We start from the raw sequence: 13886 nt of genomic DNA, 5'->3' as shown, positions 1-13886 counted from the left end.
TCGGCATCCATAGTATGAGCTTGGTAGCCAGCCCGAACAGACTCAAGGATGTATATACGACTATCGAGACGAACGATTACTTACTACTTACTACTTATTATTTACTGATCCATTTCTCTGTTCCATCGGATTGTATCTCATAGCTATGAGACAGCGAAGCTTCCTCAATATCACCAAATGCCCAGTGCGTCGCAGGAACATCACTCCATGTGGACGTGGTAACACCAGTAAGTGGCCCACGTTTGAGCAGACGGTTCATCATCGTTACCAGTTCAGCACGTGTTACACCTTCATTAGGACGGAACGTGCCATCGGAGTAGCCTTTGACAATACCAGTTTGTACCAGAATCGCGATATTGGATGCAGCCCAGTGTCCGTTCACATCGCTGAACGAAGCTGTTGCTGCGCCGGTAGAAGTCAGCTTCTGCCAGCGTACAGCCAGTGTTGCAAATTCAGCACGTGTGAGTGGACGATTCGGTGCAAAACGGTCTGCCGATACACCCATCATAATTTGCTGTGCTTGTAGCTGACGAATCGCATCCGATGCCCAGTGTGTGCCTGGTACATCGCTATATCGCGCCGATGTAGACGTTACAGCTGAACTACCGTTTGCTTGCATCACACGCCACAACATTGCAGCCAGCTCTGCACGAGTTGTCGTTTGTGCAGGGCGGAATGTGTGATTTGGATATCCGTTAATATAAGCGGTATGCTCACCCATTGTTCCCGGCTGTGCTGGTGTTGATGGTTGAGTCGGTGTAGACGGATTACTTGGTGTTGGGGTAGGCGCCGGTGTAGTACCACCGCCACCTCCTCCGCCTCCACCACTAGAAGAACGTTTCGGTTCTACATGCAAAATGGTAAAGGTACTGAACTTGCTAATGTTGATTGTAATACCTTCCACCTGTCCGTTTGCTGCTGTCTGTACAGTGCCCTTTTGCAGAGCGATTTCACCGTCACTATGCTGAATGTATACGTACAGTCCAGCCGCATAAGCTGCCTGCTGCGCTGGTGTACCAGTTGGAAGATTCAGCTTCGATGCTGGGAACAACAGCGTTGTATTATACGAGTTGTAGTTCGTTTCGATCATCATCGGTGTGCCGACCTGAGCTACAGTGCCTGTAGATACAGTCTGCTTCACTATCGGATCGTTCAGCGCCTGATTAGCCACCTGCGATACTTCGCCTGCGTCGCGAATCGGTACAAAACGGAAGAACAGGCTTTGTCCCGCCGTTTGCAGTTGTGACAAGGTACTCTTACTCAAAATGACTCCAGCAAATTCGGTATCCAGATTCAGATCCACTTTGTTCGCCAGTGTCTCATATGAAGTTGACGGTACATCAATCGTCACTTCACTTGCTGGATCATTCGGCACATCCGTAGCAACAATACGTACTTTACTTTCATTGTTGGTCATGGCTGCTTGCAGTGCCGAATTCAATTGGGAAGCTCCTGCTACAACCTTGTCGATCTTGTTTCCATCAGACAGCAGCTTGCGCGTAATCGGCGTTTGCTCTATGTCTGCACCATTGTCGCCAATACGAATGGGTACGTTGCGTGTGACTTCCGAGCTAACAATACGTAACCCCTGTGGTTTCACCACAACGAGGAAGGTACGGCTGAGCTGCGCGCCATTATGCTGAATCGTAGCAGTCAGAATGACAGTGGCTTCATCACTAGCTAGTTGGGTTACGGCACCATTGCTTTGTACGACCTGCGACTGGTTGGAGATCCATGTAACAGGAAGCCCATCCTGCGTTGTCGGCAAGATCAGATCGCGAGTAACGAATTCCCAAGAATCATTACCTGTATAGCCAATCGTGAGATTGTTCAGTGCGTTTTTCACCTCAGTGAGCGCGTCCGCACGAATCACGTTAACTGTATAATCGGTAGATGTCTGTCCATCCTGCGCAGTCACTTTTAGACTGATCGTATTCGTACCGACTTGCAGATTGGTGCTGTACACGTTAGTGCTGCTATCGTAAGTTGCCCCTGTTACCGTCAACGTAGATAACGGATTATACACATCCGCCTGAACAGAATATTGCTCTACATTATTAGCAACATTAACTGTATATTGCGTAATGGCTGGATCAAAGGCAGGTGTTATAGCAGTGGGTGTACCGTTTAACGCTTTAAGACGTGCGTCTTTATTCGGCTCACGCATCACCTGAATGGTATACGTTTTAGTTGTTTGCCCATCGGCTGCTAGCACTTCAATAACAACGGTATTCGTTCCGGTTTGCAGTTCGATTGGTGTAGAAGCCATTCCACTTTGAACAGCATTTCCATTGATTCGAATCGTCGCATTGAGATCTGCCGCTGTTGGTGTAAAGGTAATACGATACACATCGTTCTGTACAGAAGCCATATAGCTCGTCTGCGATGGAGTGAAGATCGGAATCAATACGCCTTCCGACAATTGTACAGATGACAGATTGGCATTACTGGATAAGAAATTCACATTTACGGTCTGACTAAGCGTAATATTCTCATTCAGCACATTTGCTGTATAAATCACATTTTCAGTCTTTGTATTCGTAACGACAAAGGTGGCTACTCCATCCACATTCGTTGTCGCCTCTGAAGGCGTAACGAGCGAGCTGCCACTTCCTTGCTGTAACTTCACAGTATGACCTGCAATCACATTACCATTCGTGTCTTTGACGGTTACAGTAATAGTTACGGAATCAGATCCATTCGCCGCAACGCTAGCCTTGGATGCACTGATCTGCGATGTTGCTGCACTCGCAGCGCCTGGTGTAAAGGTAACAGGTACCGGGTGTAGCGTTAACGTAACATTGCCTGCGATCGCGGTATACGTTACACCTTCTGCCTTCGTACTCTTTACCGTAAAGGTAGCTACACCATTTGCATCACTGGTTCCCTGTATAGCTGTAATCGTCGAGCTGCCACTTCCCTGTGACAATGTGACCGCTTTACCACTAATGGCGTTATTCTGATTGTCGCGTAGCGTAACCGTTATTGTAGCAGTGTCGGTATTGTCTGCTGCTACAGTCGTCTTCGATATCGCTACATTCGACAGCGCTCCGTCTACTGCGCCTGGATCGAACGTTACCGTTTTCGTTGTAGTAAGTGTTACATTGTCAGTCGTATCCTTCGCTGTATACGTGACCGTCTCAGCTTTCATATTCGTCACGGTAAAGGAAGACTGCCCATTGGCATCGGTCGTTACACCGGTAGATGGTGAGATCGCTGAGCTGCCGCTTCCTTGCGACAGGATTACACTTTTACCGGCAATCGGATTGTTGTACTCGTCCATCAACGTTACGGTTACGGTACTGCTATCGGTTCCGTCTGCCGCTACATTGGATTTGGATACTTGAACGATAGAAGCAAAATCACTCACTGCTCCGGGCTGGAACGTTATACCCGCTGTTGCTGTAAGCGTGACGCCCCCTGCTATGGCGGTATACGTTACACGTTCTGCCTTGGTGCTTGTCACCTGAAAAGTGGCTACACCGTTAGCATCCGTTGTACCTTGCGTTGCTGTAATCGTAGAACTGCCGCTACCCTGACTTAGCGTTACCGCTCTGTCATTGATCGCATTTCCATTCCCATCTTTTAGCGTTACCGTAATCGTAGCACTATCTATGCCATCCGCAGTCGCAGTCGATTTGGATGCAACTACAGACGATGCTGCTGCATTTACAGCGCCCGCAGTAAAGGTCACGTTGCCTGTTTGCGTAATGGTAATGCTGTCATCGGTGTCGGTAGCTGTATAGGTCACACTCTCTTTCTTGGTGTTGGTTACAGTAAATACAGCCTGTCCGTTTGCATTCGTAGTCACTGCGGTAGATGGATTGATAGTAGAGCTGCCACTTCCTTGCGATAGCGTTACATTTTTGCCACTGATCGGATTACTATTGCTATCCTTCAGCGTAACGGTCACACTGCTGCTATCTGTTCCATCTGCAAATACGCTATTTTTGGATACACCAACAGTAGATTGAGAAGCGCTAACTGCTCCGGGCTGGAACGTCACGCTTGTCGTTGGAGTGATCGTCACATTGTCTGATGCGACGGATGCTGTATAGGTAACACTTTCTGCCTTGGTGCTTTTTACGGTAAACGTAGCTACACCACTGGTATCGGTTGTACCTTGAGTGGCTGTAATCGTCGAGCTACCACTTCCCTGTGACAATGTCACCACTTTATTACTCACCACATTATTATTGCCATCTTTTAACGTAACGGTGATGGTAGCACTGTCGGTATTGTTAGCTATAACATTCGCTTTGGATGCAGTTATTGTTGATAGCCCTGCATTGGTCGTTCCCGCATTGAAGGTCACGGTTGCTGTCGCTGTTACCGTAACACCACCCGCCATTGCTGTATAGGTAACACCCTCTGCTTTTGTACTTTTTACAGCAAAGGTGGCAACACCAGTCGCATCTGTTGTACCTTGAGTTGCCGTAATCGTGGAACTGCCGCTTCCTTGACTGAGTGTTACAGATTGTCCGCTGATTGCATTATTATTCGCATCTTTCAGTGTCACACTGATCGTAGCACTATCGGAATTATCAGCAACGACGTTCGCTTTGGAAGTAGTTACCGTCGATGTAGAAGCGCTGATCGCTCCCGGCTGGAAATTTACGATTGCCGTTTGGTTAATCGTCACACTGTCAGCCGCTACAGATGCTGTATATGTTGCTTGCTCTGCTTTTGTATTGGTTACTGTAAATGTAGCTACACCACTGGCATTGGTTGTTTGTGAAGCTGGTGAGATGGTGGAGTTACTTGTTCCTTTTCCTAATGTAACGGTCTTTCCGCTAAGAACATTGCTGCTTGCGTCTTTGACGGTTACCGTAATAGTAGAGCTAGATGTTCCGTCGGCTGTAACCGTAGTTGGAGATGCAGATACAGTGGATTGTGCAGCACTTGCTGGCGCACCACCTGCGATTTCAATAATTTGAGGAGCATCTGTAACGATAATCATATTCTGACTACCCGAACTAACCGAACTTGCTGGTCCAGTAATAAGAAACTTAACCGATCCTCCTGCATTTGCTTTTACAGCAGAATCCACATCAAACTGTAATGTTGCTCCAGCTTTCACTACGTCTGAATTTTTCGTGTCTAGCAATGTAAATCTGGAATCATTCTGTAATGCCGACATCGATGCCGGCCAAGCGTTATTGTCATTCACATTAAATGTTGTAGCGCTTGTATATTGCCATACTTGAAGAATCGGCGGGTATCCGTCGTTATTGTCTTGAATTTGATTTACTTTTAGAGATAACACAGCTTTATTCCCGCTTGCTGGAAAGGAACTCGGCACATTATACACTGCAAAACTGTGCGATACTTTTGCATTACCAGAAGTACCACCCATATATAAATAATCATCTGGATAAGAGGTATATCCCGCCTCAAAATCATGTGAACCTAATTGTGCATAACTGAGAGTGGCCGCATACGAAGTATGCGCCGCCCATGGGAATGGACTAATAACGAGTAGCACACAGAGTACTCGTATCAAAGATACCTTCAACCATTTTTCCATTCTTATTGCCCCTTTTGATTTCATATTTTTTTATTTTGATACAAAAAATGGTTATATAAAACATAAGCTTATAAACTATATAATATCGAGCAGACATGCAGAATAATCCTTGATGGAACAACTACCGAATCGAAAGGAAAACTGATACGCGGTGAAGAAGCATAATAATCATATTGTTGGAAGAGAAGCTTGTGTGTATGTATGAGATGTAGCGGTAGGAAGTGAGAATACGTTCAGAAGAGAATTCATATCGAATACGAAGCATACAGGGAGATGAATGGTGTAATACAAGCAAGAAACAACGAATAAACAAACTTTTATATAGTTCCTTTTTCATGTTTCTTTACAGGAATATATTACTACTTCTATACGTATATTTACAATAAAAATTGTAATATATATGTGAACTATTTTAGTAATTTAATAAAATACCAAAAATAAACATAATCGCTACATATGTACTCTATAAGAATGCTCATCGCATAGATAGGATGAAATAGATAAATGAAGGTATAAATTGACTTTACTATGAAGAATGCGAATACAATTCATCTATCATTTCATACAAAAAAACAGGCGATCGTCTTATCGACAATCGCCTGTTTTTGGAATATATCACCAAATCATGAAGCGATACCTTGTTGAAGCATCGCTTATTTGTGTCTGGAATTAATGATTCCGAATCAAAGACATAAACTCTGCACGCAGTGGAGCATCATGACGGAAGCCACCACGGACAGCAGATGTGATCGTTTTGCTACCCGGCTTTTTGACGCCGCGTGCGCACATGCACAGATGCTCACCTTCCACGACGACCATGACACCGGTTGGGTGCAGCACTTCATCCAGAATATCGGCGATCTGTGTAGTGATGCGCTCCTGTACTTGCAGACGGCGGCTGACCGCCTCGACAAGACGAGCGAATTTGCTCAGACCAGCGATTTTGCCGCTTGGTACGTAGCCGATATGAACCTTGCCAAAGAAAGGTGCCATATGGTGTTCGCACTGGCTGTAATACACGATATCCTTTACGATAACCATCTCCTGATGATTCTCGTCAAACGTAACGCCGAGCGCCTCGCGCGGATCGACGCTGTATCCAGCAAAAATCTCCTCGTACATGCGTGTTACCCGCGCAGGCGTTTCCAGCAGCCCTTCACGTTCTGTATCCTCACCGATCAGGTTCAGGATTTCTTTGATATGGTATTCAATCTGGTCGCGGTGTTCACCGACCTTCAGATTGGTATAGTCCTTAATGCCAGCCATGCTGACCTCCCTCCACACTCAAGGCCTTCATGTACTGACGCCTGTCATGTTGATTATCTTCTGCGTTTGCCTTGATTGCCGCGTCCCATTGGAGGCATTTGTGGTTTGCCACCTTTTTGTTGTGGACCGCCACCGTTTTTCATCATTTGCTGTGCTTGCTGCATTTGCTTCGCATTCAGGTTGTAGCCCATTTGCTTCGCCATTTTTTGCAGCATTTGCGGATCGCTCTGCATTTTCTCAAGCTGTTTGCGCAAGTAGTACGCACCGATAAAGAATCCCCCGACAAGACCTACAATCAGAGTCACAATCGGTATGACCCAGTTCCACCACATCATAAAGCCACCCCTGTATATTCATTGTCGTTCGTTCGCGGAAAAGCGCCTTCACTTTCCCTGCCGTTCCAGGCATGAACAGCAATTATCATACCATTTTCAGGTAGGGACAGGCAAACTTTTTCGGAACGGTTGTATTGGTTATTTTAATTCATGACTGCCTCGACAAATACGGTCGTGGCGCTTGCTAGATCAATTTCCTTAATTTCTAAGGCATCACCGCTGCCATTGACGATCCGCACGACTGGTCGTCCGGGCAATCCGCGATGCTGACGCACGACAACACCTGCTTCGCGCGTGGACAATCGCACACCAGTACCATTTGGATAGACCGAGATGATTCGGTTAAATTCGATTAGCAGCTGGCGGTCGAGTCCTGTTTCGGATAATGCCATCATTTCCTCGCAAGCTTCATGCGGCATTAAGCCTTTGCCCTGCTGCTCCTTGGCAGTGATCAGATTGTCATACGTATTGGCAATCGCCACAATACGTCCGTACCGATGAATCTCTTCCTCCGGCAATCCACGCGGCTGACCGCTGCCGTCTATTCGCTCATGATGCTGAAGGGCAATATGGGCGATCATCAGATTGAATTCGCGCTTGGACTTCAACAGTTCAAAGCCTCGCCACGTATGGTGCATGCGCGAGCCCGGAATGCTATCCAGCATATCGGAGCCGCCCAGCTTGCCAATGTCATGCAGCAGCGCACCGATTGCTAGCTCACGTAGCTGCTGCTGATTCAGCCCAATATTCATGCCGATAATCGCCGATAGCAAACAAACATTCATCGCATGCACATACGCGGCGTTGTCGGCGGTGCGAATCTCTGTCAATTGCACCTGCACTTCACGCGCACCGATTACATCTTCCAGCAGCGCATCCACACTAAGCGCAATCCGCATCGGATGCCACTCCTTACCAGAACGTAACGCTTCAAACGTATCGCTCATCTCACGAATCATCTGCTGCTTCGTCTGCTCACTCAGAATCTCTTCCGGCTCCACATCAGCATAATTCTCGTCCCGAATATACAGCATCGTGACGCCGATCCGGTTGAGTGTGTTGATCATAAAGACAGTAAGCTGGACACCGGCAGACAACAAAATGGTGCCGTTGCCCGAATAGACGGATTTTGCCAGATACTGCCCGGTTTCCACATTTTCTATACTTACATATCTCACTTCAACATCCTCCTTGGTACAGAACCGGAATCGGAATGACGATTACCGCTGCGATACATGATTCGCTGCGTCGTTGATATGAACATTCTAGGGTGTGTTACGATCATGAGACAGCCTGCCCAATTCCCTGCCCTGAACAGAATCTCTTGTTTAACATACGATCTATCTTACTTGTCAAAACAATACAGGCTCATTGTGCAACGAACTATACCCTTCCAGTCCAAGCAGCCATTCCTTATTGTTCAGACCACCGCCATAACCAACCAGCTTGCCATTCATGCCGATCACTCGATGACACGGCACAATAATAGAAACGGGATTGCGGTTGTTCGCACCGCCTACCGCGCGTACAGCAGACGGAATACCAATCTCCGTCGCAATATGTTTATACGACACTGCCTGTCCATACGGCACATTACATAGTGCTTCCCAGACACGCAGTTGAAAGTCTGTCCCTCGCATATCCAGCGGCAGATCAAATTCCCGACGCTCCCCAGCAAAATATTGTTTGAGCTGCGCTGTCACTTCCGCCAATTGGTCTGGCGAATGCGTTAACACATGCTTGCCGTACCAACGCTGACACCAGACTGCTAATCGTTCGGCAGCCTGCTCATAGGAACGGAATTTGATATGGCATAATCCAGTACCGGAATGAACCAGTGTCAGCGTACCAAGTGGGGTATCCAATTCATCGTAAAATAGATGATGTACCGTCTGATCAGACTTGCTGTGCAGACCCTGTCTGCTCTCCTGCTTGCTGTTCATCCGCCAGTGCCTCCTCCAATATATGCTGCGCAGTCAGCAGCCGCTCAATCACTTCATGCTCCTGCTCACGTTCCAGCCCTTTTTGTACGGCAGCCAATGCTTCCTCGCCACCAATTCGGCTCAGTGCCCATGCAATCGTACCGCGAATAACGGGACGCACATCCTTGATTAGCATATCCGCCAACTTGGGTACCGCGCTTTTATCTTTAAAATTACCAAGCGCGATGATCGCGTTGCGCTGAATCGGATTTTTCCCGCGCCATGCCGACGAGGTATCGCCAAATTCCTGCTTAAACTGCTTGTTGCTCAGCTCCAGAATAGGCAGCAGCAGTGGCTTCGCCTTTTCTGGATCAGGGCGCAGCTCTTCCTGATGGCTCCAGCTTTTGCCTTTGTTTTTCGGACAAACGATCTGGCAAGTATCGCAGCCATATAAGCGGTTGCCGATCTTGCGCATATGCTCATCGGACAACATGCCCTTGGTCTGAGTCAGAAAGGAAACGCAAATTTGCGAATTCAGCTGACCCGGATTCACAAGTGCACCGGTCGGACACGCATCAATACATTTTGTACAGGTTCCACAATCCTCCGTTACCGGCGTATCTGGGGCAAATGGAATATCCGTAATCATATCTCCGAGGAAAATCCACGAGCCTAGCTTCGGCGAGATGATCGCACAGTTATGCCCATAAAAGCCAATTCCCGCTCGATGCGCAACTGCGCGGTCAGACAATGCGCCCGTATCGACCATACTCTCAATGCGCGCCTCTGGCACACGTTTACGGATAAAATCCTCCAACCGCTGCATCCGATTGCGCAGCACAGTATGATAATCCAGCCCCCACGCTGACCGCGCCATAATGCCGCGATATTCACCAGGCACAGACTTTGGCGGATTTTCCATTTTGGAATGATACGTCACCGCAATCGCAATAATAGAACGCGCCCCGCCCAATGTCAGCGACGGATCAATTCGCTTGTCCAGATCCGGTTCTTCAAACCCAGATTCATAGCCTTTCCGACGATTCTCTTCCAATACTTCACGCAAATATAAAAAAGGATCGGCGGTCGTAAAGCCGATATCGTCGATACCGAGTGCCGGTCCCGCGTCCTTGATTTCCTGCTTCAGCCGCTCCCAGCGGTTTGATTCCGCGCCGGTCTCTCCGGCAAGGGTTTGCTGTGTCATGAAGCGGCCCTCCTTTCCCCATCTCCGTATTGCCGGTTTGCCTGTTCCCGTTGCGGTAAGCCGCAAACCTGTATCTTGTGCTGCCATTCTTGTTGTATATATATGATCAAAGACACACAGTCCTCCTGTAATTCATCACAAAACTTCTCTTCCATTATACTCCATCCCATTGGAAAAACGTCTAAAAAATAGAAAAACACATCCGTTTATCCGATCCTTGTCGGAAAACAAAATGTGTTACATTAACAAAGCATACGCAGCTAAAGCGTGGTGACCAGATCATCGCGAGGTGTTCGAACCGTCATCTATCCCAATGATTGTCCGCACCGCAATGTCCGGCAGCACCGTTATCCCTAACAGGATAGCGGGCCGCTCGTGCAAGCGTGTATATTCAAGTATGATTTCTGTTCTGTTATCTCTAGTGTACCATTAGAAAATTAGGCGTTTGCCGCAACAATGCTTAACTTTTCAAATGTGCGCAGCACTTTGCTTTCGTCATATCCAAGTGCAGCATACAGTGGCATAACCACTTCATTGTGCTCGTCGCCGGCAACCATGATGCCGCTAACGTTACGCTGCTGGAAGCGTTTCTCCATCGACGTGATCAATGCAGTACCAATCCCTCTGCCTCTCACATCAGGATGAACGGCAATACGGTAGTAGCAACCGAAGTTGCGGTCAATCGTACCAATTAACAAGCCAATAATCTCTTCTCCCTGCTCCGCAACAATAATCAGTTCGGAATCCCAGGACAATTGTCTAGCAAAAGGTCCCATTGTGTGTTCGTAACACTCTTCGGACAGAGCTACCTGGAGCAGCTCCTGGACAAGGTTCAAATCACTCAGCTTAAAGGAACGAATATTCATCATCCAAACTCCCTCTTTATCAGCTTAATCAAGCAACGTTTGCAAACATACCCCTTAACACTACATATGGGAAGCACAAAAAAGAAGGACATCTGCATATACCAGCCATAAGCCCTACATCTCGGTTTGTGTAAAATCCCCTGTTATATTGTACCCAAATTTCGGCAAAAAACCTCATATTATTGCACAATATAATCTCAGTGTTAATTAAACCATAACTTTCTGACAATTACATCATTTTTCTCGTGAAAGCGCTTCATAACTCCGTTTTTCGCCAAAAATGATTCCAAATATCCATAGATCGGGATACTTTTAGGCAACATTGGGCTTTGATTTATGTTTATAAAGCTCCAATTATAAATATTCCCCCGAAAAATGATATCTTAATGCGAAAACATAGGAGCGACAAAAACGATTATATCATTAGTTTTAGGCTGTAACTATACTTTTTATCATAATGACGTCAGGTTTTCTTTTACCATAAAATTACATGATCTTTTTATGAAAGCGCTCTACAAAAGAAAAGAGTGTAGAAAGCAGCTTCCTGATTTACCCATTCCATAAGGGAAAGAGTGGTTATTTCCCCGTATTTACATTGCGCTAACAAAACGAACATACGATCCTTCTTCCAGCGGTCAATTTTTGAATAAATATCCATGAACAGCGAAAAAATATTTTTGCGATGTCAGGGCGATGCAGGGGACTTTCTAAACATAAATGTTGATTTAGTCCAAAATATACGGTTTAATATATAGGGTAAGATGTTTATCTACATATGGAGTGGAACTTCCGCTTCAAATTCAAAATCTCAGGAGGTATTTTACGATGGCATTTGAATTACCGGCACTACCTTACCCGAATAACGCTCTGGAACCACATATTGATGAGCAAACGATGCTGATCCACCACGATCGTCACCATAACACATACGTAACCAATTTGAATACCGCTCTGGAAAGCGCTCCTGAACTGCAAGGCAAAAGCCTGGAAGAGCTGATCTCCGATCTGGACAGCGTTCCAGAAAGCATCCGCACAGCGGTTCGCAACAACGGCGGTGGTCACCATAACCACAGTCTGTTCTGGGAAGTAATCGGCCCTGACGCTGGTGGCGCACCAACAGGCGAACTGGCAGCTGCTATTGACAGCGAGCTGGGTGGTTTCGACAAATTCAAAGAAGATTTCGCAAAAGCAGCTACAACTCGTTTTGGTAGCGGCTGGGCATGGCTGGTTGTCGGCAAAGACGGCAAACTGGCAATCACTAGCACACCTAACCAAGACAGCCCTGTATTTGAAGGTCTGACTCCACTGCTGGGTCTGGACGTATGGGAGCATGCTTACTACCTGAAATATCAAAACAAACGCCCTGACTACATCAGCGCTTTCTGGAATGTAGTAAACTGGGATGCTGTAAATGCACGTTACACTGCTGCGAAGTAATTCCAGCATCGTATCAGCGCACAGCGCATACAAAAAAGACGACCTGTATCATGCAGGTCGTCTTTTTGTATGGATGCAATGACAGCATTATATGGAAGCATCCTCATAATCTTCCTACTTATTGTATTTACATTATATTCAAACGCCATCATGCTCAGAACGTTTAAAGCGCGGCAGCTGCCCTAGCTCCTCAGGCAACTCTACCATATATAGATTGCCGTATCCGTGGCGGTCACTGTTAAAGAACAATCGCCGTCCATCCTCACTTAGACGAGGATGAGCGTGCAGCTTTTGCGAATGAAAGCTGCATCGCAGCTCGCATACCTCGTAAGCACCATCATAGCTTCCGTTTGTATCACGCTGCCATAGATGTAGCGTATCCACTGCGCCCTGTCCATCCGCTACCGCCAATGCTTCATTCTGATACAAATGCCAAGTGGAAAAGGGAATCTCCTGCTCCTCCAGCCTAGTATTATCATAGCGTATCCGCCCAAAAAAGCAGGTTCCATCCGTCGAAATCCCATGATACCCAATCTGCTCACCATCTGGCAAAAAGCATTCATGACCGACTGCTTCTCCGTCTTCGCGGCGTTGACGGATAGACCAGACCTCACCATTTCGCAGGTCCAATCCCCATATCCGATGATCCACCAGATGCCATGGTCCTTCATGGCAAAAGGTCAATAGCCACGGCAGCGTCGGCGATGCGTTGATATGCGTCACAAAATGGCGGGTATGGAACACCTCGCGCGATTGACCGCTTTTCAGATCGACCGCAATGATGATGCTATTCGGCTGCGCATCCATCCATTCGCGATGCCCGACATACCCGTTGCCCAGATCGGTATCGATGCGCTGTGATAGATCCTCCGTAATGCAGGTGAGCAGTGTACGACTGTCTGCGGTGCAGGTGATATTGCCTAGCACATAACCTTCTGGGCAGCGATACTTGATCCGTTCCCGAAAATGGGTCAAATGCAGCGCCCGAATCACCTGTTTGTCCGATACAAGCGCATACTGCTCATCCGGTGTGAGCGCCACATCCAGATCGTCGTTATTCGCATATGTGGTCAGCTGCGTCATTTCACCAGTTTCCAATTGCATGGAGAATAGATTGGCACTATTATCCCGGTCGGAAATAAACAACAGTCGTTTGCCATTGTCATACAATGGCTGTTCGGTAAAATACGGCAGACGACTATGACCGCGATAATCGGTCAGCTGGTGTACCTTCAAACCGGTACGACGGTCAGTGTACGTGCTCCACTCTGGCGCCCATATGGTGCCTTTGACCATAGCGATCGTTCTGGACATGTTGATCCCTCCGCG

General features: G+C 47.1%; 7 protein-coding genes and 1 pseudogene. 1 reads left to right on the top strand and 7 read right to left on the bottom strand.

All coding sequences use genetic code 11. The features are described 5' to 3' along the window. Positions 1 to 97: 97 nt before the first annotated feature. From ABXR35_RS15790 to ABXR35_RS15760, 6 genes and pseudogenes are all read right to left on the bottom strand, one after another. Positions 98 to 5527 carry an Ig-like domain-containing protein gene (locus tag ABXR35_RS15790; protein WP_367062523.1) on the bottom strand — a complete coding sequence of 1810 codons (5430 nt, stop codon included), beginning with the start codon at positions 5525 to 5527 and terminating at the stop codon, positions 98 to 100. A 669-nt stretch (positions 5528 to 6196) separates the two neighbouring features. Next, positions 6197 to 6793, bottom strand: a complete 597-nt coding sequence (gene folE / locus ABXR35_RS15785) for a GTP cyclohydrolase I FolE (protein ID WP_367062521.1) — start codon at positions 6791 to 6793, stop codon at positions 6197 to 6199. Positions 6794 to 6846: 53 nt separating this feature from the next. Next, positions 6847 to 7125: a YneF family protein gene (locus tag ABXR35_RS15780; protein ID WP_367062826.1), complete on the bottom strand. Its 279-nt coding sequence runs from the start codon at positions 7123 to 7125 to the stop codon at positions 6847 to 6849. 146 nt (positions 7126 to 7271) lie between these two features. Next, entirely contained in the window at positions 7272 to 8306 is a 1035-nt protein-coding gene (locus tag ABXR35_RS15775; protein WP_367062518.1) for an HD-GYP domain-containing protein, read from the bottom strand. 174 nt (positions 8307 to 8480) lie between these two features. Further along, positions 8481 to 10254 (bottom strand): annotated as a pseudogene (gene queG / locus ABXR35_RS15765) (tRNA epoxyqueuosine(34) reductase QueG). Between the two features lie 437 nt (positions 10255 to 10691). After that, positions 10692 to 11120, bottom strand: coding sequence for a GNAT family N-acetyltransferase (locus ABXR35_RS15760; protein ID WP_367062825.1), 429 nt, complete (start codon positions 11118 to 11120; stop codon positions 10692 to 10694). An 825-nt stretch (positions 11121 to 11945) separates the two neighbouring features. On the opposite strand from ABXR35_RS15760, the gene ABXR35_RS15755 reads away from it, so the two are divergent. Then, on the top strand, positions 11946 to 12557 hold the full coding sequence (locus ABXR35_RS15755; RefSeq protein WP_367062509.1) for a superoxide dismutase: 612 nt from the start codon (positions 11946 to 11948) through the stop codon (positions 12555 to 12557). A 138-nt stretch (positions 12558 to 12695) separates the two neighbouring features. Here ABXR35_RS15755 and ABXR35_RS15750 read toward each other — a convergent pair whose 3' ends face one another. Next, positions 12696 to 13871, bottom strand: coding sequence for an oligogalacturonate lyase family protein (locus tag ABXR35_RS15750; protein ID WP_367062506.1), 1176 nt, complete (start codon positions 13869 to 13871; stop codon positions 12696 to 12698). Between the last annotated feature and the right edge of the window lie 15 nt (positions 13872 to 13886).

The organism is Paenibacillus sp. JQZ6Y-1 (genome assembly GCF_040719145.1).
GTDB classification, from domain to species: Bacteria; Bacillota; Bacilli; order Paenibacillales; family Paenibacillaceae; genus Saccharibacillus; species Saccharibacillus kandeliae.
Note: the sequence above shows the minus strand (reverse complement) of the source record. Positions and strands in the feature narration are given on the sequence as shown.